This window comes from Rhizobium sp. NLR22b (assembly GCF_019685295.1).
Classification (GTDB): Bacteria; Pseudomonadota; Alphaproteobacteria; order Rhizobiales; family Rhizobiaceae; genus Rhizobium.
Window position 1 is genome coordinate 145622 of record NZ_JABDWM010000001.1, and the last position, 24551, is coordinate 170172.

A 24551-nucleotide genomic window follows, 5' to 3' on the forward strand; every position below is an offset into this window, starting at 1 on the left:
AAAACAAGCGCTATCAACAAGAAAAAGGCCAGGACATGCCCGGCCTTTTTCTCATTCTATTCAGAACCGCTCAGTTGAGCCGCGTCTTGACCTGTCCGACGGCGTTGCCGAAGAGCTCGGACTGGACCTTGCCGTCGGCCTTCTTGGCGAGCACCGTCTCGGCGGCCGCGATCGCCAGGTCGACGGCGGCGGAACGCACCGCCTTCATCGCGTCGGCCTCGGCCTGCTTGATCTTCTGCTCGGAGAGCGCCGTGCGGTTGGCAACGAATTCTTCCGTCTTCTTCTTCGCCTCGGCGGTCAGCATCTCGGCTTCGCGCTCCGCTGCGGCAACGATATGGGCGGCTTCCGCTTCCGCTTCCTTGCGCTTGCGCTGGTATTCGGCGAGCAGATGCTGAGCTTCCTCGCGCAGGCGCTTGGCTTCAGCCAGTTCATTGCGGATCTGGTCGGCTCGGTCGTCGAGCGAGCGCGCCATCATGCCCGGAACCTTGAGATAGACGACCAGCGCCAGGAAAAGGATGAGGCCGACAAAGGCGAAGAAAGTCGCGTCGAGGTGAAAAATATCCATCGATCAAGCCTCCTTCTTGGCTGCCGCGACGGCGGCGGCGACATCTGCCTGAGCAGCGGTGCTGCCGATCAGCTGTTCGACGACGGCGGCCGCCGTTTCCTCGGCAATGGTGCCGACGTCGGCGAAAGCCTTGGCCTTGATGTCGGCGATACGGGCTTCGGCAGCCTTGATCTTTTCCGACAGGCTCGCCTCGACGGTCCGGCGATCCTCTTCGGCCTTGACCTTGGCAGCGTCGCGGGCGGCGGAGCCGATCGCGTGGGACTTGGCGCGGGCAGCGGCCAGTTCGCCTTCATAGGTCTGGACGGCGGCGTCGGCTTCCGCCTTCAGGCGGCCTGCTTCTTCCAGGTCCTGGGAGATGCGCGTGTGGCGCTGATCGAGGATGGCCCCGATGCGCGGCGCGATGACCTTTTGCATAAGGAGGTAAAAGACGCCGAACGTAATCACCAGCCAGAGCAGCTGAGATGCGTAGGTCGTCGAATCGAAAGGCGGGAACGGGCCGCGGGCGTGTTCGCCTTCGGCAACGCCGGTCTCGGTATGGACCTCGCCTGCGGCCGGAGCGGCGTGCGCATCCGTGCCGGTCGCTGCCGCCGGTGCTTCTTCAGCGTAAGCCGGGGTCACAAAAAACATGCTCACCTCCAGGTGGACTGCAAATGCAAAGGATCACGGCTTGCGGTCGCAGGCCGTGATCCATCTATTCGCCGATATCAGACAGCGAAGAGGAGGAGGAGAGCGACGAGCAGCGAGAAGATGCCCAGAGCTTCCGTAACGGCGAAGCCGAATACCAGACGGCCGAACTGGCTGTCAGCGGCAGACGGATTGCGCAGAGCGCCGGAGAGGTAGCTGCCGAAGATATTGCCGAGGCCGAGAGCCGTACCGGCCATACCAAAGCAAGCCAGGCCTGCACCGATGAACTTTGCTGCTTCCGCTTCCATGTTGAACTCCTTTGAAATGGTTGTTGCGGCGAATGACTGACGCCCTGGAGACGTCGTTGTCGTTATCCTTAGTGCCCGCCCGGATGGATTGCGTCGTTGAGGTACATGCAAGTCAGCACCGCGAAGACGTAAGCCTGAAGGAAGGCGACGAGGAACTCGAGACCGGTCAGGGCGACGGTCATGATGAGGGGAAGAACGGCGCCGCCGATACCGACGGCACCAAGGGTTCCAAGCGAGGCGACAAAGCCTGCGAACACCTTCAGCGTGATGTGACCGGCGAGCATGTTGGCGAAAAGACGAACGGACAGCGAAATCGGACGGGACAGGAAGGAAATGATTTCGATCGCGACGACCAACGGCAGCAATATGCCCGGCACGCCCGAGGGCACGAAGACATTCAGGAAGTGGAAGCCGTGCTTATAGAAACCGTAGGCGAGCACCGTACCGATGACGAGGATCGCCAGCGCGAAGGTGACGATGATCTGGCTGGTGATCGTGAAGAAATAGGGGAACATGCCGAGCAGGTTCGCTGTCAGCACGAACATGAATAGCGAGAAGACCAGCGGGAAGAACTTCATTCCCTGCTTGCCCGCGCCTTCCTTCAGCATGTTGGCGATGAATTCATAGGACATTTCCGCGACCGACTGCGAGCGACCCGGCACGATGGCGCGGTTCGAGGTCGAGAAATAAAGAAAGCCGGCGGCAACCGCTGCCGAAGCGACCATGAAGAGCGATGCGTTGGTGAACGAAAAATCAATTCCGCCGATTTCGATCGGGACAATCTTCTGGATCAGGAACTGATGAGTCGGATCGCTAGACACCGCTTGTTCTCTCTCTTTGGCCCGCAGGACGCGGGGTCATTGCACTGGACCGGGACCGGCCCTCTATTTCTTATCGTCCTTGTCCAGAGGGTGGGCCACCACCCCCGCAGAACGCAGCACGTTCAAAACGCCAGCACAGAATCCGAGAAGCAGAAGAACAATCAACCCCCAAGGCGCCGTGCCAACAAAACGGTCGAGAAGATAGCCAAGGACGGCACCGACGACGATTGCGGCAATGAACTCGCTGGAGAGCTTCATCGCCTGGGCATAACCTTTGCGGCTTACCTCGGCTTGGGCCTCGCTTGCTTGTTCCACTCCCGCCTCAGCGCGCTTGGTCGCGAGTTCCGCTCCCAGTTGCGCACGGCGCTTCTCAAGACTTTCCTCGCGGTCATCCGCCATGGATCTCTCCTCGCCTGCCCGTCGCCCGCACTCCCGCTACCCCGGTCATTCGGACCCCGGACGCGAAGGTTGAGACCCTTCCGGCCCGTTCTGAAGTCGCGCGCAACATAGTTTTAGGGCTTGGTATAGTCAAGGCGTAGACGGCTTCTGTCCAGCCAGAAAATAAATTCGTGAAATCAAAGGGATAAGTCGATTTCCGGCCGAGCGCGCAAATTCGACGGAAAGAATCCGCTTTTGGGGGCGAAAAATCGGCCTGGCCCCAGCGCTTTATCTCAGCTCCAGCCGCCACCATAGGTGCGATAGAAGACGTGGAGACCGATGCGGCCGACCTTCTCCATGGTCTTTGCCCATTTCGGCCTGACATAGACGGCATGGTAGTGTGTTGCCGAACCTACCTGCGGCAGCCAGATCTTGCCTGATGTCACTGCCATGGCCACGTCGCGGGCCACCCGCCAGTGATATTGCGAATTCACCCGGTCCCTGATGGCGTCGCAGGCGAAGGAAAACTGGCAGCGGTTGCGCCAATCCTCGTTCTGGTAGACGACGCCGCAAATGCTCTTGGGATAGGCGGGGTTTCGAACGCGGTTGAGGATAACCTGAGCGACGGCCGCTTGGCCCTTCACCGATTCCCCGCGCGCCTCGAAATAGATGCCGGAGGCAAGGCACTGCTGCTCGCGGGCGGAAAAGACGCTCGGCGGCAGCACGCTTGCGGCCCAGGCGTGATCGCCCGGACCGATCTGGGGGACGAAGCGGCCGCTGTCGGGTTCGGTCAAGATCGAATCGAAGGGCGACTGGCGGGCGTAATCCGGTGCCGCCGGCGCATAGGCGGTGGCCAGCACGTCGGCCTTGTTGCTGGTGACAAGGCTTGCGAGCATCGCCGGCACGCCGACCTCCGGCATCACCGGCTGCTTCTTATAAAAAGAGGTGGCGATCTCGATTTCCCTGCCCTGGATCTTCGGCCTGACGAAAGCCGACCTGTCCTTGAGATCGAAGTTCGGGGTGAACAGCATCTTGGTGCGCTCGAGAATGGAGCCGGCGGAAAAATCCTTCGGCGGCTGCATCTTCTCGACGGCGACGACGCGGCCTTTCTTCGTGCCGCGAATGACGCGATCCTCGTCCGGCGTGTCCTCGTGACCCTTGTCCTTGGCCGTAAAAGCCACCTTGCGGCCATCGGGCAGCACCATGCCGGCGCCTGAGGCGATCGAGCCGGTCGCTGCCGGACCGGCGAAGGCGAGCTCGGCCTGATGGATGGAGCCGGCCGGCGAATTGGTCAGCACCATGCGCCAGCTCTCCCCCTCACGATCGAGACCGGCGAGCATGGTGGCGAGATCGGCGTGGGAAGCAACGCTCGGGAAGATCAGCCAGCCGGCAAGCCCGAAGATAACGGGCGACACCCAGTTCTCGGGAAGAAGACGCAGCTTGCTACGGGAAGGGCTCTTTCGACGCAACACGAACTCCGTGCATGGAACGCGGGAACATGCCATCGAAAATCACTCATTAACCTTGACGTCCGGTTAACGGGGTGTGCCGGAAAGTGACTATGAGCGCCTTTGGATATTCTAATGTGGCGGATAGTTTCGTCCATCCAGAGCCGCTGCGCTCCTTCTGGCCTTATAGCTCTGCAGAGCGAGTTGGACGGGAACGCATCCCCAATCTCCGTTGTCCTCGGCCTTGAGCCGAGGACCCGTGCCGCTGCTGGCAGGTCCAGTGTGGATGCTCGGCTCAAGGCCGAGCATGCCGGAGGTTGAGATGGCGGAAGGGCCGTTCAAAGCGCGGTCACTCCCGTCAGCAATCTCGTCCGCACCCATCAAATAATAACGTGCGAGCCCAGCTCCACGACGCGGTTGGCCGGCAGACGGAAGTAATCCGAGGGGTTGGCGGCGGCGTTGGCCAGCGCAATGTAAAGACGGTCCTGCCAGTGGGGCATGCCCGACTTGGCATCCGGCACCAGTTTGCGGCGGCCGAGATAGAAGGAGGTCGACATGATGTCGAACTTCAGTCCGGTCTTGCGCAGCGTCGCCAGCGCCTGCGAGACGTTCTGCGATTCCATGAAGCCGAAGAGCAGCTCGACGCGCGAGAACCGTTCGGAAATCGGCTCGACCTTGTAGCGGTCGTGGCTCGGTACGCGCGGCTTGTTGACGGTGCGGATCGTCAGGATGACGTTGCGGTCGTGAAGCACGTGGTTGTGCTTGAGATTGTGCAGCAGGGCGGCGGGGGCCGATTCCGGATCGCTGGTCAGGAAGATCGCCGTGCCCGGAACCTGCGCCGGCGAATGCTCGCTCTTGCGCTCGATCGAACTGACGAAGGAAGCGAGCGGAATATCGGTGTGCCGGGTCTTTTCCATCAGGATCGCGGTGCCGCGGCGCCAGGTCCACATGACCACGGTAAAGGCGGTGGCGATCAGGATCGGGATATAGCCGCCATCGTGGATCTTCAGAAGGTTGGCGCCGAGGAAGATCATTTCGAGGACGACGAGCGGCGCGAGCGCGATCACCGCAACCGGCAGCGACCAATTCCAGCGGGCGCGGACGAATTCGAAGGCCATGATCGAGGTGACGACCATGGCGCCGGTGACGGAGATGCCGTAGGCGGTCGCCAATGCGTCCGACGTCTTGAAGCTCAGCACCAGGAAGATGACGCCAAAGAACAGCACGGCGTTGACCGACGGCAAGAAGATCTGTCCCGTGTTGGTTTCCGAAGTGAATAGGATTTCCATGCGCGGCAGGAAGCCGAGGTTGATGCCCTGGCGCACCAGCGAAAAGGCGCCGGTTATGACGGCCTGGCTGGCGATGATTGTTGCGGCGGTGGCGAGGATGACGACCGGCAGCAGCGCCCATTGCGGATACATCAGATAGAAGGGATCGGACATCGTCTCCGGCTTGCCGAGCACGAGTGCGCCCTGCCCGAGATAGTTCAGCGTCAGCGCCGGGAAGACCAGCAGGAACCAAGCCCACTGAATCGGGCGGCGGCCGAAATGGCCGAGATCGGCATAAAGCGCCTCGGCGCCCGTCACCGTCAGGAAGACCGCACCGAGAACGACGACGCCGTAAAAACCCTCATGCAGCAGGAAACTGACGGCATAATAGGGGTTGAAGGCGGCGAGGATGCCGAAATCGTCGGAGATGTGGGAAATGCCGGCGGCGGCCATGACGAGGAACCAGACGGCGGTGATCGGCCCGAAGAACTTGGCGACGGCACCGGTGCCGCGCGATTGCACGACAAAGAGCAGCGCCAGGATCACCACCGAGATGGGCACGATATAGTCCGCCAGGCTGGGCGTGACGAGTTTCAGACCCTCTACGGCCGACAGCACCGAAAGCGCCGGCGTGATCATCGCATCGCCGAGGAACAGGGCAGCGCCCATCAGTCCGAGCAGCATCAGCAGTGCGGTATGGCCGTTGGCGGTCTTCATCAGAAGGGCGAGCAGCGACAGCGTGCCGCCCTCCCCGTCGTTGTCGGCGCGCAGCAGGAAGAGAACGTATTTGATGGTGACGATGATGGTCAGCGCCCAGATCATCAGCGAAATCAGACTAATGACCTCGAAACGGGTGACACCGTCATGGGCGACGGGCTTCAGCGCTTCCCGAAACGCGTAGAGCGGGCTTGTGCCGATATCGCCGTAGACGACACCGACGGAACCGAGCGCGAGATAGAACAGCTTGCGCGGCGTCATATGGCGTTCGTGCGGAGGATGGCTCTCTTCGGACATGAAATTTCAACAGGCTCCTCAGAGCCAGCCTTTCCAGCGAAAGAAGAAAAAGGGGATGACGGCCGATATTACCATCAAAGTCAGCGAATAGGGATAACCCGCCGTCCAGGCCAGCTCGGGCATGACATGAAAATTCATGCCATAGATCGAGGCGACCAATGTCGGCGGCAGGAACACGACCGAGGCGATCGAGAAAATCTTGATGATCGAGTTCTGCTCGATGTTGATCAGACCGAGCGAGGCGTCGAGCAGGAAGGTGATGTTGGCAGCGATGAAGGAGGCATGCTCCGACAGCGACTGGATATCGCGCGACACGGTGCGGCAGAGTTCCTTCGCCTCGCGGTCCTGCTGGATCGCCGGGATGGTGTGAAAGAATGTCATTAGCCGGGAAAGCGAGCCGAGGCTGTCGCGTAGCTTGCTGATCATACGATGATGGCCGGCAATATCGCGCAGCTTTTCCTCAAGGTAATTCGACGGCTTACGGACCTTTTTAGCCCGGTCGCCGAAGACGTGCGTCGACAGGATGTCAATGCGCGAGACCGAGGTTTCCAGGATTTCGGCGGTCCGGTCGACGATCGTCTCCAGGAGCTTGGCGAGAAGGGCCGCACCGCTGCGCCAGTTTTCCGGCAGCCGGTGCAGGGCGGCGATGAACAGCGCAAAGGATTTAGGTTGGGCGTATCGGATGGTGACCAGACGGTTTCCGGCCAGGATGAAGGCGACATCGGTCAGCGTCGGCGCGTCGGTATCCGCCTTCCAGACCAGCGAAGCGGTCATGAAGACGGCGTCGTTCTCGATATAAAGGCGAGCCGACGGTTCGATGTCCTTCAGATCGTCGCGGGTCGGAACTCCGATACCGAGGACCTTTTCGACATAAAGCTCCTCCTCGCGGCTCGGCTCGATCATGTCGATCCAGACGATATCCTGGGGAACGGATGCCGTCTGCGAGAGATCGCGGATCTCGACCGATCTGCAATTAGAACAATAAGCGGTGATCACCGGCAGCGTCTCCGATGCTCACGCCACTTCGTGGTCATCATCTTCATTGCAAGCCTTTCCATCCGTCCGCCATCGCGGCAATGCGAGGGTGGCTCGTTCCAGGTCCAAACGGAAGCGGATCAAGAAAGTTCATACAACTCCGGCTGCATCCGGCCTTGAAGCCAGCATGCCCATTGTGCTCAACCGCATCGCAGTACCCATCCTTCGACCTTGCAGGCGGGCCGGACCTTCGAAACGAAGACGGCCGTCATGAGCATCTGCAGCAACGCCATCATGGCGCCGCGGCATATGAAGCAAAGCCGTGAAATAATCAAGACATCTTCCGTGAAGTGCGCCTTTTCACCACGTTTCCCGCACAATTCGGAGTGATCGCAACGGTGATTCGGCGGTTCAGCGCTTTGCTGTCATCCGCGCCCTGGCCCGGAAGTCGTGCCCATAGCCGGAGACGTCATTCGAAGACGATCGCCGGCGCCGGCCGCTGGGGTTGGCCGCCGAGCTGCTGCCACACCTTGGCGGCGATGCCGCGATAGATGCCGGCGACGACGCCGTTCGGATCGGAGGCGACCAGCGGCGTGCCGGCGTCGGAGGTTTCGCGGATGTTCATCGTCAGCGGCACCTCGCCGAGGAAGGGCACGCCGATGCGCTCAGCCTCCTTGCGGGCGCCGCCGTGGCCGAAGATGTCGTAGCGGGTGCCGGTGTCGGGCGCGATGAAATAGCTCATGTTTTCGACGATGCCGAGCACCGGCACCTCGACCTTGCGGAACATGTTGAGGCCCTTGCGGGCATCGATCAGGGCGAGATCCTGAGGCGTGGAAACGATGACGGCGCCGGCAAGCGGCACCTGCTGGGCCATCGTCAATTGCGCATCGCCGGTGCCGGGCGGCATGTCGACGACGAGGACGTCGAGCTCGCCCCATGCCACTTCGCGCAGCATCTGCATCAGGGCCGACTGGACCATCGGCCCGCGCCAGATCATCGCCGTCTCCTCGTCGACGAGGAAACCCATCGACATGACCTTGAGGCCGTAATTCTCCATCGGATTGATGATGCGGCCATCGATCTGCGTCGGGCGGCCGGAGATCTTCAAGAGCCGCGGCATGGAGGGGCCGTAGATATCGGCATCGAGAATGCCGACCCGGAGACCATTGGCGAGCAGGCCGAGCGCCAGGTTGACGGCGGTGGTCGACTTGCCGACCCCGCCCTTGCCGGAGGCGACGGCAATAATGGCGCCGATGCCGGGGACGCCGATCTTGCCGGCGCGGGGCGGCGGCTGCTGCGGCGCATGCGCGTGGTGCCCGTGATCGTGGCCCCCATGATCATGACCGGCGTGACCGTGAGGCGGATTCGGCACGGGCCGGGCGGCGGGCGCGGCGGACGCCGCCTTTCTGTCCGCGGTCAGCGTGACGAGCGCACCTTTGACACCCGGCATCTCCTTGATGACGCGCTCGGCGGCAAGCCGCATCGGCTCCAGCTCCTTGGCGCGCTCGGCCGGAACAGTGATGGAGAAATAGACCTTGCCGTCGGAAATGAAGACATCGGAGACCATGCCGAGCGCGACGATGTCGTGTTCGAGATCCGGTCCGCGCACGGTCTTCAGCGTTTCGAGAACCTGTTCCTTCGTGACGTCGGTCATTCCACCCTCATTGCTTCTTCTCGCAGACTACGGCGCCGCGCGTCTTTCATTGCGCACACATGATTTTAGTCCTAGCCGATTCCGGCCAAGGCATGAAATCATGCGGTAGAGATAGTGGAGCCGCCCGCCTTCGCCAAACAAAATCATCGGGAGGAAAATCAATTCGCGGGCTTCGAAAAACGCCGGCGGGGACCCCGCGAATCCGTTGCGGCCATCAAGTCCGCCGGGCTTTTCGCCCTGATGGCCGCAACGGTCTCTCTCCCCGAGAACCGGCGCAATGCGGGGCGAACTAGCGCAAGCCGAAAAAAAGGCCAGAGAAAAGTGATCAGGAAGAGGAATTCGTGAACAGCTGCGAACGAAGCGGTGCCGAAAGGCAACAACCGCCTCCGACGCCGAACGCCGGGAGAGAAGCGGCGTCGGCGTCGGACAGCGGTGTGTCGGCCGCGCCATTTCCTGGCGCTGGTCATCAAAGTCCCCTCTGGACCTCTGGCAACAAAGATGCAGAAAGCGTGCCAGATGAAAAAAATCGGAAAAGCGCGGAGAAGTGCCGGGGCAGCATCCCGGTTTTGCCTAAGCACTGAGCGGCCGGCCACAGCGCGCCGCCATCTTTGCAACTTATTTGATCAGGCCGATCCGCAGCGCCTTGGCGACCGCCTGGGTGCGGTTGACCGTGTCGAGCTTCTTGGTGGCGCGGTTGAGGTAATGATTGACCGTATGTTCGGACAGCGCCAGGATTTCGGCGATTTCGGCGCTGGTCTTGCCGGCCGCCGTCCAGTTGAGGCAGTCGATCTCGCGGTCGGTCAGCGAGTCCGTCATGCGCGCATCGAGGTTGCGGATTTCGGCAAGCCTGTCGAAGACATGGATGGCGATATAGCAAAGCTCGCGCATCTCGGCGGCGCTGAAGGGTTCACGATCGCCCGAGAAGGAGACGGCGCCGCGCAGGCCGGAGGCCTCATGGGTTGGGAAATAGGCGCCGCGCATCATCCTGAAACGCTCGAACAACCCCGTGACCAGGGCGGACTTGCCGTCGTCCCGCGACCAGGTCTCACGCGACATATCGTAAAAGAACGGCCGCGTCGATGTCCTCAACCGCCTCAGAACCGGGCTGTTCACCATCAAGCCCTCTTGGTCGTAAATCGCCAGAAGCTCGGCCGGCCAACTGGTGATCACTGTGCTGGCTTGAAGATCCATAGAGGTGATCGGCGGCAGGTTGAGAACCATGAAGGCGCGGCTGCGATACGCTTCCGTCACGCGTTTCATGAACCGGAAGATATCGAACTGGGTCTTCAGCCCAGCTATTTCCTGAACATAGTCGTCTTCTTCAGTGGATACCTGTGACAAGGGTGCCATCACATTTCTTCATCTTCGACACAGCGGGAAAATTCCATGCGAATTCTGCCGCCGCATGGTTGGATTGTATCGGGAAATTACAATCTTCGGTTTGAGGAAAATGTGCCATATGCTCAACATTGGGCACATGACCGCTGCATGATTGTAGATTTTCGCGCAGTAGTTGTCCAGATTCGCTAGGGCTCGATATCGCGCTCGTCATAAGCATGCTCCGCAAATCACGTCCAGCAATGGTACGGTAGATGCCTGTTCCGTCAGCGGCGCGGGCCGAGACGGACACGCATGCCTTCCATGATCTTTCTCGCCGCCCGCTGAACGGGAACGGCCCACTGGTGCAGAAGTTCCATCGACAGCCGATAGGCCGGGCCGGTGACCGAAATGCCGCCGATGAAGGTTCGATCCTCCGACCAGATGGGTGCGGCGACACAGCGGATGCCGGCCTCATGCTCCTCGCGGTCGAAAGCATAGCCCTGTTCGGCAATCTCGCGGACTTCGGCGGCAAGCGTCTCGGCCGAAGCATGGGTCGAGGCGGTAAAGCGGGTGAAGCTCAGGCCGGCGAGGAGATCGACAAGAGTTTCGGGCGGAAGCAGCGAAAGAGCAGCCTTGCCGACGCCGGTGCAGTAGCAGGGCGACGCATTGCCGATCTGTGAATACATGCGCACCGGCTGACGGCCTTCGACCTTGTCGAGATAGATGATCGACTGTCCCCGGAGAACGCCGAGATGCACCGTCTCGCCGGTCGCCTGCTGGAGTTCGCTCAAGTGCGGCTCGGCAACCAGGCGGAATTCGTTGCGCGCCCAGCTGCGCGCGGCAAAATCGAGCAGGCGCAGGCCCGGCGCATAACGGCCGTCGCCATCGAACTCAAGCAACCCCTCCTCCACCAGGTGGCTGAGCTGGCGATGCAGCGTGCCGCGCGGCTGGCCGGCGAGCGCCAGGATATCGGTGAAGCGCAATGGCGCATCCGCGTGGGTGACGAGATCGAGGAGAACCATCAATTTGCCGAGGGTGCCGGTCTCGCGCGCTTGGGCCATGCCGTCGCTCGAAGTCATTGTCTATGTGCCATTGAATCGGTCCGCCCTTGCAAGCATGCGCCCTTGACAGAAAGGCCAGCATAATCCGATAATTCCACATAGTCAAATCAAGTTCCAAATAATGGAACACCAGAGACCGGAGGAGACGGTGAGCGCGGTGGCAGCACAATTTCCCGAGTTCAAGGATCGCGTCGTGCTCGTGACCGGCGGCGGATCCGGCATCGGCGCGGCGATCGTCGAAGGTTTCGCACGTCAAGGCGCCAAGGTCGCCTTCATCGACATTGCCGAGACGACCGGCACGGAACTCGCGGAAAGACTGTCGCGGGAAACGGCGCATCCGGTGCTCTTCTACCATGCCGATCTGCGCGACATCGAGGCGATCCGGCGCACGGTCGATGCCGTCGTTCAGACATCCGGGCCGATCCGCGTGCTCGTCAACAATGCCGCCTGGGATGACCGCCACGAATTCGACGCTGTGACCGAGGCCTACTGGGACAACAATCAGGCGGTCAATCTGCGGCACGTGTTCTTCACCTCGCAGGCGGTGGCGCCGTCGATGCGGTCGGCCGGCGGCGGCGCGATCGTCAATATGTCGTCGATCGCCTTCAAGCTGAACATGGGCGGATTTCCCGCCTATGCGGCAGCGAAAGCGGCAGTTGTCGGACTGACGAAGAGCATGGCCGGCCGGCTCGGGCCGGAAAATATCCGGGTCAACTGCATCCTGCCCGGTATGATCGTCACCGAGCGGCAGATGCAGCTCTGGCTCACCGAGGAAAGCATCGCACGCTCGGTCGAGCAGCAATGCCTGAAATTCCCGCTCAAGGCGGAAGCCATCGTCGGTCCCTGCCTGTTTCTTGCATCCGACTGCGCGGCGGCGATGACCGCCCAGTCCCTGATCGTCGACGGAGGCGTTTTGTAATGGCTAATCCCGCTTATGTCGCGGTGGACTGGGGCACCAGCAGTTTCCGGCTCTGGCTGATCGGCAGGGACGGCGGCATCCTTGCCGAACGCCGCAGCGGCGAAGGCATGACGAGCGCGGCAAAGACCGGCTTTTCCCAGGTGCTATCAGCACATCTTGCCGCCATCGAAGCGCCGGAAAGCCTGCCTGTCATCGTCTGCGGCATGGCCGGCGCAAGGCAGGGCTGGGTCGAAGCCGGCTATATCGACGTGCCGGCGCCGCTCGCCTCGATCCTCACCGCGGCGGTCCGCGTGCCGGGTGAAAGCCGCGACATCCGCATCCTGCCGGGCCTTGCCCAGCGCGATGTGGCGAGGCCCGACGTCATGCGCGGCGAGGAAACCCAGCTCCTCGGCGCGCTCGGTCGCGCGAATTCGGCGGCGCAGGCAGTCTGCATGCCCGGCACGCATTCGAAATGGGTGCATGTCGTGGACGGCAAGGTCACCGGCTTTTCGACCTTCATGACCGGCGAACTTTTCGACGCGATCAGCAAAAACACGATCCTGTCGCATGCCGTGTCAGGTGCCGAACAACAGCCGGCGGATGCGGCTGCCTTCGAGGCGGCCGTATCGGCGGCCTTTGCGCATCCCGCACTTGCCTCCAATCTGCTGTTTACCGCTCGTTCCGGCCAGCTGCTGCACGGGATCTCCGCCGCGGCCGCGCAGGCCCGGCTTTCCGGCACGCTGATCGGCCTCGAAATTGCCGGCGCGCTGCAAGATGCCGCCAACGGCACTGGCATCACCCTCGTCGCCACCGGACGCCTGCAGGCGCTCTACGAGCAGGCCTTCAACATCCTCTCCCTTGCCTTCACCGCCATCGACGCCGATGCGGCCGTGCGCCGCGGCCTATCGGCAGCCGCCGAAGCCATCTGGCCGAATTGAGAAAGCTGACACGATGAACCGTATCCCCTTCCCCGACATGAAGCGTCCGCTGATCGCCATCCTGCGCGGCATCCGGCCCGACGAGACCGAGAGCGTCGTCGGCGCCCTGATCGAAAACGGCCTGACGGCGATCGAGATTCCGCTCAACTCGCCGGAGCCGTTCGAATCCATCGAGATCGCCGCGAAGATGGCGCCGGCCGAGGTGCTGATCGGCGCCGGCACGGTACTGACGGTCGAGGCGGTCGACAGCCTGAATGCGGCCGGCGGCACGCTGCTCGTCACACCCAATGTCGAGCCCGAGGTGATCATCCGGGCGCGCGACTATGGTATGGTGACGATGCCCGGCGTCTTTACGCCGACGGAGGCCTTAGCGGCAGCGCGCGCCGGCGCCACCGGTCTCAAATTCTTCCCGGCGAGCGTGCTTGGCCCCTCCGGCATCACGGCGATCCGGGCGATCCTGCCGCCGGAACTGACGATTGCCGCCGTCGGCGGCGTGTCGGACAAGAATTTCGCCGATTACACCAAGGCCGGCATCTCAGCCTTCGGCCTCGGCACCAGCCTCTATAAGCCCGGAATGACTGCGGCAGAGGTTGCCGAGCGCGCCAAGGCGACCATTTACGCCTATGATGCAGCCATGGGAGCGTGAACGCATGACCGACATTTACGAGTTCGAAGGCAAGACCCTTTGCAACACCAATTCCGTTCTCGGCGAAGGACCGGCCTATGATCCGGACAGCAATACGGTCTGGTGGTTCAACATCCTCGGCAAGGAGCTGCACGAGCTCAGACTCGCAACAGGGGAGAAAAAGGTCCATCCGCTGCCCGTAATGGCAAGCGTGCTGGCCCGCATCGACGCCGAACGGCAGCTGATTGCGACGGAGCAAGGGCTTTTCGTGCGCGACGTGGCGAGCGGCAACCTCACCTTCTATGCCGCGCTCGAAAACGACAGGCCGGAGAATCGCTCGAACGACGGCCGCACCCATCCGTCGGGGGCACTCTGGATCGGCACGATGAGCAAGCGGGCGGAGAACCAGGCCGGCGCCATCTATCATGTCGCCGGCGGCAAGGTGACAAAGATCTTCAACGGCATCAGCATTCCGAATTCGATCTGCTTTTCCCCGGACGGCACGATCGGCTACTACACGGATTCCCGCATCAACCGGCTGATGCGCGTCATGGTCGATCCGCAGACCGGCCTGCCCTCGGGCGAGCCGATCGTGCTCGTCGACAGCATGAACGAACCCGGCGACATTGACGGCTCGGTGGTCGATGCCGACGGCTATATCTGGAATGCCCGCTGGGGCGCCGGCGTCGTCGATCGCTACAATCCCGATGGCTTGCGCATCTCGCGCTACAAGGTTCCCGCCGTCCAGCCTTCCTGCCCTGCCTTCATCGGCGCCAATGCCGACCGGCTGGCGGTAACGACGGCCTGGGAAGGGCTTGACGAGGATGCCCGTTCGGCTCAGCCGAGTGCCGGCGCGCTTCTGGAACTCGGCATCGAAGTCAAGGGCGTGTTCGATCCCGTCTATGTGCTCTGATTGCGGCGTCGGCCAGCCGCATTCAAGGCGCTCCCAAGCGGGGGCGCCTTTTTTCCTCTCGGCCCCGTTCGCTAATAAAAGTTCCGTGATAATCGAGAAATTTTCCGTGTTTTCAACCGGAACCAATCGGCGCACCACTCATTTTCCCTTCGAACCGGCGCGGCAAGGATGATGTATTGCCGAGTCAGCGATCACTCTAGGGAAATGAAAGTAGGTTCGAAATGACACGCAAACTTTTGACGACCGTTGCCGCTGGCGCGCTGTTTGCCACGGCTTTCGCACCGGCGGCATTCTCGCAGACGGCGCCGCAGCCTGCCGATCCCGCCGCCACCAATCAGGCAGCGCCGGCCGACCCGGCTGCCCCCAAGCCGGTCACCCCTGATGTCACCAAGCCCGCAGGCGACGCTGCACAGGCTCCGGCTGCAAAACCGACCACGGATGTAGCTCAAGGTACCTATCTGACGGAGCAGGCTCCGGACCAGATCAGCGCCAACACCTATATCGGCCAGTCGGTCTACAACGGCAACAATGAAAGCATCGGCAGCATCAACGACCTTATCCTCAAGAAGGACGGCGGAATCGTTGCCGCAATCGTCGGCGTCGGCGGCTTCCTCGGCATCGGCGAAAAGGATGTCGCCGTTCCGATAGACAAGATCACGGTTGCCCAGAACACCCAGGACGGCAGTCTCAAGCTGACTACAAGCGAAACGGCCGAATCGTTGAAGGCTGCGCCCGAGTTCAAGACACTGGCAATGCAGTCTGCAGAAAAGGCCCCGGCCGCAACCGGTACCGATACGACGGCAACCGGCTCGACCACGCCTAAGTAAACCGCGCGCGGTAGTATAGCGTAGGCGATGGCGCTCCTAGGGGCGCCATTGCTTTTTCTGATTGCATGTTTCACGCAATTCACCACGCAAAACCGCTGCGCACTTTTGCCTGACGCGATCCCGGGGGCAAAACCGCTGCGCACTTTTGCTGGGATTGGCTTGTTTGTTCCACGCAATCCCGGACGCAAAACCGCTGCGCACTTTTGCTGGGATTGGCTGTTTGCTTTACGCAATCCCGGACGCAAAACCGCTGCGCACTTTTGCTGGGATTGCTTATGCGCTGACGCGCTCGGCGGGCGCCATATCGTAATAGTTCTCGTGCAGGAAGCGCAGCGTGGCGATGCCATCGGCCGGACGGCCGAAATGGTAGCCCTGGCCCATGCCGCAGCCGAGTGTGCGCAGCTTCGCCGCTTCGGCATAATCCTCAATGCCTTCGGCCACGACTTCAAGCTCCAAGCCTTCGCACATGGAAAGGATCGCCTTGATGATGTGTTCGGAGGCGCGGTCGGAATTGATGCGCGAGACGAAGGCGCGGTCAATCTTGATCTTGTCGAAGATGAAGTCGCGCAGACGCCCGAGACTCGACTGGCCGGTGCCGAAGTCGTCGAGCGAGATGCGCACGCCGGCGGCGCGCAGATCGGCGATGATGCGATGGGCAGTATCGGCCGAACCCATCACCGCCGTCTCGGTGATCTCCAGTTCCAGGCGGTGCGGATCGAAGCCGACGCGACCGAGGATCGACAGGATGCTGCCGCTCGTGCCGGGATCCATCAGCTGCGCCGAAGAGAGGTTGAAGGACAGGAAGAGTTCGCGCGGCCAGGACAGGGCTGCTTCGGCGGCCTTGCGAAGCAGGGCCTCCGACAGCGCATCGATGAAGCCGCGCTCCTCGGCGAGCGGTACGAAGACGCCGGGGGACACGAAACCGAGATCGGGATCGTTCCAGCGGGCAAGCGCCTCGAAGCCGACGACCTGATTGTTGGCAAGCGAGACGATCGGCTGGAAATGAACGTCGATCGCGTCGGAGATGATGGCATTTCTGAGCGCCTGCTCCAGCTGTGTCGCGCGCTTCATCTCTTGGGCGATTTCACGCGAATAGACGGTGATCTGGCCGCGGCCGCGGCGCTTGGAACGATAGAGGGCGGTTTCGGCGCTCTTCAACAGTTCTTCGCAGTCCTCTCCGGCGAAGGGATAGATGGCGAAGCCGAAGGAGGCAGACAGACGCACATTGCGGTCGCCGAGGTCATAGGGCGCCGACAACACCTCGCGGATCATCTGGCCGAATTTCTCGGCGCTTGCCCGCTCGAAAATCAACGGCAGCACGAAGGCGAACTCGTCGCCGTCGTGACGGGTGACCAGCGCTCCGTCCGGAATGCAAGCCCGGAGCCGGTGGGCGACCTGGCAAAGGATCTCGTCGCCGGCCGAGGAGCCAAAGAGATCGTTGATCGGCTTGAAGCTGTCGAGATTGGCGATACCGATGGTGAAGGGCGCGGGATCGCCGGCGCGCTCGGCGGAGATTTGCAGCACCTTGTCGCGCATGCGATTGCGGTTTCCCAACCCGGTCAGCGGATCGGTATAAGCCATCGCCTGAAGCTCATTGTGACTCACGGTCAAGGAAGCTGTTTCCGCCGATTTCATCATCCAAACCCGAGCTTCCCTCCGCAGCCGGGGAGAGAATGACCGGCATTTCTTAACAATTCGCTAGTAATCAGCCGCCTTGACGAGCTGATCTACCCCAGATTTGGGGAGGTTGCGGTTTATGGGAGACGTCGACCGGACTTGCGTCTCATCCGCTCGCTCGAACCGGCGCAGCCCCTTCCGTCAGGTATTTCTGAAATATCGTCTCCAGCATGTCGGGACTGACAGGCTTCATGATGACGTCGTCCATGCCCGATTTGGCGCATTCGGCGCGATCGCGCTCGAAGGCCTGAGTCAGCACGCCGATGATCGGGGTGCGGGCTGCGCCGCCGGCTTCCTCCATCTGGCGAATCAGGCGCGCCGCCTCGAAACCGTTGAAGCCCGGCAACGAAATGTCCATCAGCACCACCCCGGGCCGGTGTTCGGCCCAGAGGCGCACGACCTCGTCGCCGGTCGCCGCGATCATATGACGATAGCCGAGGCCCTCGAGGATCTGTGAAAACACGATCTGGTTGATATCGTTGTCCTCGGCGACAAGAACCTGCAGGCCGACCGTATCGTCGGAAATGCTGATTTCCCAATCCGTATCCGCACCGCCGCCGCTGTTGCGGCTGTTGCGGTTGAAATGGCGGGCGATCTGGAAGGTAAGTTCGTTGGCGATCTGGAACCCGTCCATGACGAGCGCCGGAATTCCATATTGTTCGGCAAGCTCGAGGCAGCGCATGCCCATCTGATTGTCGATGATCAGCAGATCGAGCGAAATGCCGGAGGAGGTGGCGATTTCCAGGAACCGCTCTTCTTCATCCTCGCCGCGCACCGAGCAGGATTCGAAACCATATTTCGTCAGCGTCCGCAGAGCGGCGGTCTCGGCAGCGAGGTCGGCGGTGACGACGAGGATCTTGCGGCCGGAGAAATTCTCCGGAACGATCGCCTCCATCGCTGCCGGCTCGCGGCGCTCCACCGCGCTCGGCACTGGCACATAGGCGCGGCGATAACTCTGGTTGGCGGAGGCGGTGATCGCCGAGGCGCGGTCGAACTCCTCGAGATCGGCGCCGTCGCGCGGCAGGTCCTGCATGGTCGACACCAGGAAATAGCGGCCGGGCTTGCCGATGCGGTGCTTGCGGCTGACGATGTCGCGCTCGATGCCGTCGCGGGAAATCTGCCGCTGGCGGGAGATCGACATCTCGCCGGTTTCCAGCACGTGACGATCGCTTTCCTCGAAGCGCTTGGCGATCTCGGGTGAGAAGAGGTCGCCGCTCTTGCGCCCGAGCACCTCGTCGGCGCTCCTCTGGTATTTCTCGCAAAAGGCGAGGTTCACCGCGACATAGGTGAGGTTGCGATCCTTGACGAAAAGCGGGAACGGCAGGTTATCGAGAATGTCTTCGGTGAGCTGCACCCGCTCCAGGTCCGAGCGCCACTGCTCCTCGCGCTTCTTGTCCTCGGAGATGTCGGAAACGACGGTGACGCCGTAACCGCCCGGCAACCTGCGCTTGACGAAGCGGACCCAGCTGTCGGCGCCATGTCGCTCGACGGATTCGAAGCGCTCGCGCCAATGCGAGGCGATCTTCTGCGACAGCCAGTCCTCGCGACTGAGCGAGCCGCTCTGCCTGATATCATATTGCTGGCGAACGCCGGTATCGTAGATCGCGCCCAGGAAATCGCGCAGTCGGATTCCGGGCTTCAGCATCTCGGACGGCAAGGGGAAGAATTCGAGAATCTGGCGGCTTGCGAAGATCAGATGATCGTTCTTGTCGTAGATGATGAACGCTGCCGAAAGGCTGTCGCACACCGCATCGAAGAGCGCCGTCTGCAGATCGGCCCCGGCGAGCGTCCCGTCGGTCTCTGATGATGTGTCCGCCTTTTCGAAGCCGGCACTCATTCCATTTCGTCCCACATCTGTTCGATTTCGCGGCTTCCGGAGGTGTGTGATTAGAAATGCCATTTTTCTGTTAAAACCGGCTTAACACTACCGATCCCCGAATTCGGGGGAGCCGCGGATCACAGTTTCGCCAAGCGATCCGAGACCCCTTCCCTCCAGCCCGCGAATCCCCGAAAATAGCCCATGGCCATCAGACAGCTTTCCGAAACGCTCATCAACCAGATCGCCGCCGGCGAAGTCATCGAACGGCCGGCGAGCGCTGCCAAGGAATTGATCGAGAACGCGCTCGATGCGGGGGCGACGCGCATTGAGATCGCCACGGCAGGCGGCGGCAAGGCGCTGCTGCGGGTCAGCGACAACGGCTTCGGCATGGACGCCGCCGATCTGGAACTGGCAATCAGGCGCCATTGCACCTCGAAGATCTCCGAGACGCTCGAGGATATCAGAACGCTCGGTTTCCGCGGCGAGGCGCTGCCGTCGATCGGGTCCGTGGCGAGGCTCAGCATCGCAAGCCGCAAGCGCGACAGTGCCGGCGGCCACGAGATCGCCGTTGCCGGCGGCAAGGTCTTGCATCTCAGGCCCGCCGCCGCCAATCCCGGCACGATCGTCGAAGTCCGCGACCTGTTCTTCGCCACGCCTGCCCGGCTCAAATTCCTGAAGACAGAAAAGGCTGAAGCCGGCGCCATTACCGAGATCGTCAAACGCATGGCGATCGCCTTTCCCGCCGTGCGCTTCGTGCTGTCCGGCTCGGACCGCGCAACGCTGGAATTTCCGGCGACGGGCGACGATCATCTGGCGCGCATGGCGCAGGTGCTCGGCAAGGACTTCAGCGACAACGCCATTGCGCTCGACGCCGAGCGCGAGGAGATCGCGCTGACCGGCTTTGCCGGCGTGCCGACCTTCAATCGCGGTAACTCCGCGCATCAATATGCCTTCGTCAACGGCCGGCCGGTGCAGGACAAGCTGATCCTCTCGGCGATCCGCGGCGCCTATGCCGAGACGATCCCGTCCGGGCGTTATCCGGTGGCGGTGCTGTCGATCGCTCTCGATCCGGCCCTCGTCGACGTCAACGTGCATCCGGCCAAATCCGACGTGCGCTTCCGCGACCCGGGCCTGGTGCGTGGCCTGATCGTCGGCGCCATTCGCGAGGCGCTCGCGCGCGACGGCATCCGGGCGGCAACGACTGGCGCAAGCGATATGCTGCGCGCCTTCCGCCCCGGTTTCCAGCCCTATGGGCAGCAGCCACAGGCGCCATGGTCGGCAGAGACCTCCCCTTCCCGCCCCTACCAGCCAGCACCGGCTTTTTCCGAACGGCCGCAGGCATCCTTCGACGGCCTGTCGATGCCGACCGCACGGGCCGAGCCGCAATTTTTTCCGGACCCCGTGTCTCCCGGCCTGGCCTCTCCTAGCCCGGCCGCGCCCGAAACCGTTGGGCGTTATCCGCTCGGCGCGGCACGGGCGCAGATCCACGCCAACTATATCGTCGCCCAGACCGAGGACGGGCTCGTCATCGTCGACCAGCATGCGGCGCATGAGCGGCTGGTGTTCGAGGCGATGCGCAAGGCGCTGCATTCGAAGCGGCTGGCCTCGCAGGTGCTGCTCATCCCCGAGATCGTCGACATTCCGGAAGAGGATTGCGACCGGCTGATGCTGCATGCGGCAGAGTTTGCCGAACTCGGTCTGGCGATCGAGCGTTTCGGTCCCGGTGCGATCGCGGTGCGCGAAACACCGGCCATGCTCGGCGAGGTCGACGCCCATGGCCTGATCCGCCAGCTTGCCGACGAGATCGCAGAATGGGATACGGCATCGGGCCTGTCGGCCAAGCTCGAATATGTGGCGGCGACCATGGCCTGCCATGGATCGGTTCGCTCCGGCCGGCGGCTGCGGCCGGAGGAAATGAACGCGCTACTGAGGGAAATGGAAGTGACGCCCGGCTCCGGCCAGTGCAATCACGGCCGGCCGACCTATATCGAATTGAAGCTCAGCGATATCGAACGGCTATTCGGCAGAAGCTGAAAAAGCTGGCAAAGCCGCCTTTGCGGGAGTATGGCAAACGGATGACAGACTGTAGGGAACGGAGCGCATGAATTTGTTCGAAGGGCACGGAAACCGCGAGGCGAAGATCCGCTATCTCGACGGCGATTTCCAGATTCTCTCGCCCGGCTCCTATGTGGTCTGCGCGATGACCGGAAAAAACATCCCGCTCGACGAGCTGCGCTACTGGAGCGTCGCCCGGCAGGAGCCCTATGCCGACGTTATATCTGCAATCGACGCCGACAAACGCGCCGGCGTGCTGCCGAACCAGCGGCGCTAGGGAGACGTGTGCCGATGGGTGGTCGGCGCAGGCATCTGACCGAGGGAATCGGCGATCAATTGCATCCCGAGCCCGGGGGCTGCGATTTCGCCAATCGAGCGGTCAGATGTCAGGCCCGCCCGGCGAAGGACGAGCCGTTTGCTTGACCAGATGCCCGCAAGGCATCGACTACGGCGTATGCGCTCTCAACAAATCGCATAGAGAAGCAGCTACTTGAATTTCGCCATGTTCTCAGCCGTCACGAGCGCCGCGCCGGAGTCAATTAATGATTCAACTTTCTCGCCGCGAATAGACTTTACCAGCGCATCCACGCCGAGTTCCGCCATCTTGGTGGGAAACTGCGCCACTGATGCATCCTCGATTCCATTCTTCAGCGCTTCCTCTTCGCCGCAGCAGAAGTCGAAACCGACCAGCACAATCTTGTCACTGGCAATGCCCGCGTTCTTGATTGCGCGTGCCGCGCCAGCAGCGGGGGGGCCGCAAGCGGCATAAATGGCCTTGAGGTCCGGGTTTTTCGTCAACAGATCCTCGGCGACACTGATCCCGAGTTCCTCGGTGCAGTTGGTTGCACCTTTCCCGACGATCTTGACGTCAACGCCCTTCAGTCCTTCGAGCATACCCTTCACACGGTCATCGAGCGCCGGTACACCGGGCACGCCCTCGAGTATCCCGAGCGTATCGCCGTCATGGAGCACGGTTTTGAGGTATTCCCCCGCGATTTTGCCTGCGGCGAGGTTGTCGGTGGTGGCAAGCGCTGTCCTGCCGTTCCAATCCGGAATGTTGTTGTCCATCAGCACGACTTTGATACCGGCCGCTACCGCCTTGTCCAGGGCCGTCGACACGGTGGGATCGACGGGCGTGAGGGCGATGCCCTGCACCCCTCGTGTCACCATCGACTCAATCTGCGCGATCTGGCCTTCGATGTCGGTTGCGGACGTACCCTGGCCGTAGATGATCTCGACGCCCGGATTTCTCTTGGCGTAATCTTTCGCTGCGTCTTCCATTGTTGCGAAGAACGGTACAGGGAACTTGGTTATAAACCCGAGCTTCACTGGCTCCTCCGCCAGGGACGGGACTACAGAGACGACCAGGAGCGCAACAGCTCCCAGCAGGGATTGCGGTTTCATGATTACACCTCCCGTGTTTCGACCGCCCTCTTCTAGAGCGCGATCTCGTTTTCCGCTGCCCCAACCAAGCAGCGATCCCCTCAAGCCTCCGCACCGACGATCATCGCAACAACGTCCTGCTTGTTCGCCTCTGTGGGCTTCACTTCACCCACCTTGCGACCCTGCCGGAGGACAACCGCCCGATCGGCGATCTCGATGACATGCTCCATGTTATGGGTGATGATGATCACGGCATTGCCGTCGGCTTTGAGCTGATTGATAATGTCAAGAACCTGGCGAGACTCGCGAAGGCCGAGCGCCGCGGTGGGTTCGTCAAGGATCACCAGTTTGCGCGCAAAAACAATGGCACGTGCGACCGCGATCGCCTGTCGCTGTCCCCCAGACATCAGTGCGACCGGTGCGTCGAATTTCGGCAGCTTAACCTTCAGGCGATCGATGACGTTCGCTGCTTCCCGCTTCATTTCGCCCGTGCTGAGAAAGCGGAGCGGACGCGGCAACCAGGAGGGGAAAGAGATCTCCCGACCGCAGTAGAAATTCTGCACGGGGGTCAGGTTGTCGAAAAGCGCCAGATCCTGATAGACGGTTTCAATCCCGGCGCGGCGGGCGGCCGCAGTTGAATGAAGCGATACCGGAGCACCATCTATAAGGATCTCTCCTTCGTCGAGACTATGGAGCCCGCTGATGCATTTGACGAGTGTCGACTTGCCGGCGCCGTTGTCACCCAGGAGAGCCGTTACCTCACCTGAATAAGCATCGAAACTTACATTCTTCAGGGCATGGATTGCGCCAAAGCGCTTTTGGGCATTTCGAACCGAAAGTGCCGGTGTGGTGGATGCCGGGTTCATTGCACTGCCGCCGATTGAAGCACGCGTGCGCGCGACTCGAGATGGTTACGAAGCACGTCAGCTTCGACGGCGATGACGATGACGAACCCAATCGCGATCATCTGAAAGAACACGTCGACGCCGAGAAGGTTAAGCGCATTGCGGATGACGCCGATCAACACGGCGCCCATTAGGGCGTGGCCAAGGTGGCCTCGTCCGCCAAGGAAGCTGGCGCCACCGATGATCACAGCAGCAATCGTGTCAAGTTCCAGGAGATTGCCGTAGATCGGCGAGGCGGCACCGGTCCGCCCGGCAAGCAGCACCGCGCCCACGCCGGCACAAAAGCCAGAAACGATGTAGGTCGAGAGCAGAACGCCTCTTACCGGGATGCCCATGCTTGTCGCGGCGTTCGGCGAGCCGCCGACGGCATAGATCCATCGGCCGCAGACCATCGACTTCGTCAGGATCAGAAAAACGATCCCGAACATCCCGATGACAAAAAAAGAATTGGGTACGCCAAGCGTCGTCCCGCCGCCGATGGCGGTAACTGCATCCGGCATCCCACGTATGGTCGTGTGACCCGGAGCCAATTCGAGGGCCAGACCGCGGCAGATGCTCAAAGTCGCAAGCGTGATGATAAAGGGATGTGGCAGTCGACCATAGACAAAGACCAGGCCGTTTATAGCGCCAACGGCAGCACCGGCAAGCAGCATGGCCATGATGACGATGAACGATGAGTCAACCTGCTGGTAGACAAGTCCGCCAATGACTGTCGCCAGTGCAAGGTTCGAGCCTACAGAGAGGTCGATGCCGCGCGTCAGGATGACAAGCTGTTGGCCCATTGCCACCACAGCGATCACTGCTGTCTGCGCGAGGATGTTCCCGAGGTTTACCGGTTTTAAAAAAGCCGGGGTGACAATACTGACCACGGCGATAAGCATAATGAGGATTAACAGTGGACCCAGGCTCAACAGCTTCAGTCCCAGTGCGATGCCAGATTGTCTCGGATGGAAGGTTGCGTCCTGCGAACCACCAGGCCGGGACGAATTTTGAGGCAGCGTCCTGGAGTCTTCCAAATTCCCCGAGCCTCCCTGGTTTTTTATACATAAGAAACATATGATACACGTACGTCAAC

23 protein-coding genes are annotated in these 24551 nt (G+C 61.7%); 7 read left to right on the forward strand and 16 right to left on the reverse strand.

Annotated elements, in window-relative coordinates; translation table 11 throughout:
• Positions 1–70 precede the first annotated feature (70 nt).
• From HJC00_RS00655 to HJC00_RS00705, 11 genes are all read right to left on the reverse strand, one after another.
• The gene (locus HJC00_RS00655) at positions 71–565 is read right to left on the reverse strand and encodes a F0F1 ATP synthase subunit B (RefSeq protein WP_210629001.1); all 495 of its coding nucleotides are present in this window, start codon (positions 563–565) and stop codon (positions 71–73) included.
• 3 nt (positions 566–568) lie between these two features.
• Positions 569–1192, reverse strand: a complete 624-nt coding sequence (locus HJC00_RS00660) for a F0F1 ATP synthase subunit B (protein ID WP_064800845.1) — start codon at positions 1190–1192, stop codon at positions 569–571.
• A 77-nt stretch (positions 1193–1269) separates the two neighbouring features.
• A complete protein-coding gene (locus HJC00_RS00665) occupies positions 1270–1497 on the reverse strand; it encodes a F0F1 ATP synthase subunit C (protein ID WP_003588243.1) in 228 nt (75 codons plus the stop codon).
• A 68-nt stretch (positions 1498–1565) separates the two neighbouring features.
• Positions 1566–2318 (reverse strand): F0F1 ATP synthase subunit A, encoded by a 753-nt coding sequence (locus HJC00_RS00670; protein WP_210629002.1) that lies wholly within the window; start codon positions 2316–2318, stop codon positions 1566–1568.
• 63 nt (positions 2319–2381) lie between these two features.
• Positions 2382–2717, reverse strand: coding sequence for an AtpZ/AtpI family protein (locus HJC00_RS00675; RefSeq protein WP_210629003.1), 336 nt, complete (start codon positions 2715–2717; stop codon positions 2382–2384).
• A 272-nt stretch (positions 2718–2989) separates the two neighbouring features.
• On the reverse strand, positions 2990–4201 hold the full coding sequence (locus HJC00_RS00680; RefSeq protein WP_210629004.1) for a cell wall hydrolase: 1212 nt from the start codon (positions 4199–4201) through the stop codon (positions 2990–2992).
• 323 nt (positions 4202–4524) lie between these two features.
• The gene (locus HJC00_RS00685) at positions 4525–6426 is read right to left on the reverse strand and encodes a potassium transporter Kup (protein WP_210629005.1); all 1902 of its coding nucleotides are present in this window, start codon (positions 6424–6426) and stop codon (positions 4525–4527) included.
• 18 nt (positions 6427–6444) lie between these two features.
• A complete protein-coding gene (locus HJC00_RS00690; RefSeq protein ID WP_210629006.1) occupies positions 6445–7422 on the reverse strand; it encodes a magnesium transporter CorA family protein in 978 nt (325 codons plus the stop codon).
• A 448-nt stretch (positions 7423–7870) separates the two neighbouring features.
• Positions 7871–9055 carry an Mrp/NBP35 family ATP-binding protein gene (locus HJC00_RS00695; RefSeq protein WP_210629007.1) on the reverse strand — a complete coding sequence of 395 codons (1185 nt, stop codon included), beginning with the start codon at positions 9053–9055 and terminating at the stop codon, positions 7871–7873.
• Positions 9056–9670: 615 nt separating this feature from the next.
• A complete protein-coding gene (locus HJC00_RS00700) occupies positions 9671–10405 on the reverse strand; it encodes a LuxR family transcriptional regulator (protein WP_210629008.1) in 735 nt (244 codons plus the stop codon).
• Between the two features lie 254 nt (positions 10406–10659).
• The gene (locus HJC00_RS00705; RefSeq protein WP_210629009.1) at positions 10660–11454 is read right to left on the reverse strand and encodes an IclR family transcriptional regulator; all 795 of its coding nucleotides are present in this window, start codon (positions 11452–11454) and stop codon (positions 10660–10662) included.
• Positions 11455–11557: 103 nt separating this feature from the next.
• Between HJC00_RS00705 and HJC00_RS00710 the strand changes: the two genes are divergently transcribed.
• The 5 genes from HJC00_RS00710 to HJC00_RS00730 all read left to right on the forward strand — a co-directional run bounded on the left by HJC00_RS00710 (position 11558) and on the right by HJC00_RS00730 (position 15637).
• Positions 11558–12355 (forward strand): SDR family NAD(P)-dependent oxidoreductase, encoded by a 798-nt coding sequence (locus HJC00_RS00710; protein ID WP_210629010.1) that lies wholly within the window; start codon positions 11558–11560, stop codon positions 12353–12355.
• Entirely contained in the window at positions 12355–13272 is a 918-nt protein-coding gene (locus HJC00_RS00715) for a 2-dehydro-3-deoxygalactonokinase (RefSeq protein WP_221163516.1), read from the forward strand. Before HJC00_RS00710 ends, HJC00_RS00715 begins: the two co-directional genes overlap by 1 nt.
• A gap of 13 nt (positions 13273–13285) precedes the next feature.
• Complete coding sequence (locus HJC00_RS00720) at positions 13286–13918, forward strand: 2-dehydro-3-deoxy-6-phosphogalactonate aldolase (RefSeq protein ID WP_210629012.1); 633 nt, start codon at positions 13286–13288, stop codon at positions 13916–13918.
• A 4-nt stretch (positions 13919–13922) separates the two neighbouring features.
• The gene (locus tag HJC00_RS00725) at positions 13923–14810 is read left to right on the forward strand and encodes an SMP-30/gluconolactonase/LRE family protein (RefSeq protein ID WP_210629013.1); all 888 of its coding nucleotides are present in this window, start codon (positions 13923–13925) and stop codon (positions 14808–14810) included.
• A 221-nt stretch (positions 14811–15031) separates the two neighbouring features.
• Entirely contained in the window at positions 15032–15637 is a 606-nt protein-coding gene (locus HJC00_RS00730; protein ID WP_210629014.1) for a PRC-barrel domain-containing protein, read from the forward strand.
• Between the two features lie 273 nt (positions 15638–15910).
• Here HJC00_RS00730 and HJC00_RS00735 read toward each other — a convergent pair whose 3' ends face one another.
• On the reverse strand, positions 15911–17275 hold the full coding sequence (locus tag HJC00_RS00735; protein WP_210629016.1) for a bifunctional diguanylate cyclase/phosphodiesterase: 1365 nt from the start codon (positions 17273–17275) through the stop codon (positions 15911–15913).
• A gap of 145 nt (positions 17276–17420) precedes the next feature.
• Positions 17421–19151 (reverse strand): response regulator, encoded by a 1731-nt coding sequence (locus HJC00_RS00740; protein ID WP_210629017.1) that lies wholly within the window; start codon positions 19149–19151, stop codon positions 17421–17423.
• A 183-nt stretch (positions 19152–19334) separates the two neighbouring features.
• Here HJC00_RS00740 and mutL point away from each other — a divergent pair, with 183 nt between their 5' ends.
• The gene (mutL, locus tag HJC00_RS00745) at positions 19335–21167 is read left to right on the forward strand and encodes a DNA mismatch repair endonuclease MutL (protein ID WP_221163517.1); all 1833 of its coding nucleotides are present in this window, start codon (positions 19335–19337) and stop codon (positions 21165–21167) included.
• Between the two features lie 67 nt (positions 21168–21234).
• Positions 21235–21465, forward strand: a complete 231-nt coding sequence (locus HJC00_RS00750; RefSeq protein WP_210629019.1) for a DUF2093 domain-containing protein — start codon at positions 21235–21237, stop codon at positions 21463–21465.
• A gap of 209 nt (positions 21466–21674) precedes the next feature.
• On the opposite strand, the gene HJC00_RS00755 is transcribed toward HJC00_RS00750, so the two are convergent.
• From HJC00_RS00755 to HJC00_RS00765, 3 genes are all read right to left on the reverse strand, one after another.
• Entirely contained in the window at positions 21675–22592 is a 918-nt protein-coding gene (locus HJC00_RS00755; RefSeq protein ID WP_210629020.1) for a sugar ABC transporter substrate-binding protein, read from the reverse strand.
• Between the two features lie 80 nt (positions 22593–22672).
• Positions 22673–23437 carry an ATP-binding cassette domain-containing protein gene (locus HJC00_RS00760; protein ID WP_210629021.1) on the reverse strand — a complete coding sequence of 255 codons (765 nt, stop codon included), beginning with the start codon at positions 23435–23437 and terminating at the stop codon, positions 22673–22675.
• On the reverse strand, positions 23434–24492 hold the full coding sequence (locus HJC00_RS00765) for an ABC transporter permease (RefSeq protein ID WP_210629022.1): 1059 nt from the start codon (positions 24490–24492) through the stop codon (positions 23434–23436). The genes HJC00_RS00760 and HJC00_RS00765 overlap by 4 nt, the downstream gene beginning before the upstream one ends.
• Between the last annotated feature and the right edge of the window lie 59 nt (positions 24493–24551).

Excerpts from the sequence above, each read along its gene's own strand:
- HJC00_RS00760 (WP_210629021.1), bottom strand. The coding sequence starts at position 23,437 with ATGAACCCGGCATCCACCACACCGGCACTTTCGGTTCGAAATGCCCAA.
- HJC00_RS00735 (WP_210629016.1), bottom strand. The coding sequence starts at position 17,275 with ATGATGAAATCGGCGGAAACAGCTTCCTTGACCGTGAGTCACAATGAG.
- HJC00_RS00665 (WP_003588243.1), bottom strand. The coding sequence starts at position 1,497 with ATGGAAGCGGAAGCAGCAAAGTTCATCGGTGCAGGCCTGGCTTGCTTT.
- HJC00_RS00710 (WP_210629010.1), top strand. The coding sequence starts at position 11,558 with ATGGAACACCAGAGACCGGAGGAGACGGTGAGCGCGGTGGCAGCACAA.
- HJC00_RS00655 (WP_210629001.1), bottom strand. The coding sequence starts at position 565 with ATGGATATTTTTCACCTCGACGCGACTTTCTTCGCCTTTGTCGGCCTC.
- mutL (WP_221163517.1), top strand. The coding sequence starts at position 19,335 with ATGGCCATCAGACAGCTTTCCGAAACGCTCATCAACCAGATCGCCGCC.
- HJC00_RS00675 (WP_210629003.1), bottom strand. The coding sequence starts at position 2,717 with ATGGCGGATGACCGCGAGGAAAGTCTTGAGAAGCGCCGTGCGCAACTG.
- HJC00_RS00755 (WP_210629020.1), bottom strand. The coding sequence starts at position 22,592 with ATGAAACCGCAATCCCTGCTGGGAGCTGTTGCGCTCCTGGTCGTCTCT.
- HJC00_RS00720 (WP_210629012.1), top strand. The coding sequence starts at position 13,286 with ATGAACCGTATCCCCTTCCCCGACATGAAGCGTCCGCTGATCGCCATC.
- HJC00_RS00725 (WP_210629013.1), top strand. The coding sequence starts at position 13,923 with ATGACCGACATTTACGAGTTCGAAGGCAAGACCCTTTGCAACACCAAT.
- HJC00_RS00715 (WP_221163516.1), top strand. The coding sequence starts at position 12,355 with ATGGCTAATCCCGCTTATGTCGCGGTGGACTGGGGCACCAGCAGTTTC.
- HJC00_RS00700 (WP_210629008.1), bottom strand. The coding sequence starts at position 10,405 with ATGGCACCCTTGTCACAGGTATCCACTGAAGAAGACGACTATGTTCAG.
- HJC00_RS00705 (WP_210629009.1), bottom strand. The coding sequence starts at position 11,454 with ATGACTTCGAGCGACGGCATGGCCCAAGCGCGCGAGACCGGCACCCTC.
- HJC00_RS00685 (WP_210629005.1), bottom strand. The coding sequence starts at position 6,426 with ATGTCCGAAGAGAGCCATCCTCCGCACGAACGCCATATGACGCCGCGC.
- HJC00_RS00740 (WP_210629017.1), bottom strand. The coding sequence starts at position 19,151 with ATGAGTGCCGGCTTCGAAAAGGCGGACACATCATCAGAGACCGACGGG.
- HJC00_RS00680 (WP_210629004.1), bottom strand. The coding sequence starts at position 4,201 with ATGGCATGTTCCCGCGTTCCATGCACGGAGTTCGTGTTGCGTCGAAAG.
- HJC00_RS00660 (WP_064800845.1), bottom strand. The coding sequence starts at position 1,192 with ATGTTTTTTGTGACCCCGGCTTACGCTGAAGAAGCACCGGCGGCAGCG.
- HJC00_RS00730 (WP_210629014.1), top strand. The coding sequence starts at position 15,032 with ATGACACGCAAACTTTTGACGACCGTTGCCGCTGGCGCGCTGTTTGCC.
- HJC00_RS00750 (WP_210629019.1), top strand. The coding sequence starts at position 21,235 with ATGAATTTGTTCGAAGGGCACGGAAACCGCGAGGCGAAGATCCGCTAT.
- HJC00_RS00695 (WP_210629007.1), bottom strand. The coding sequence starts at position 9,055 with ATGACCGACGTCACGAAGGAACAGGTTCTCGAAACGCTGAAGACCGTG.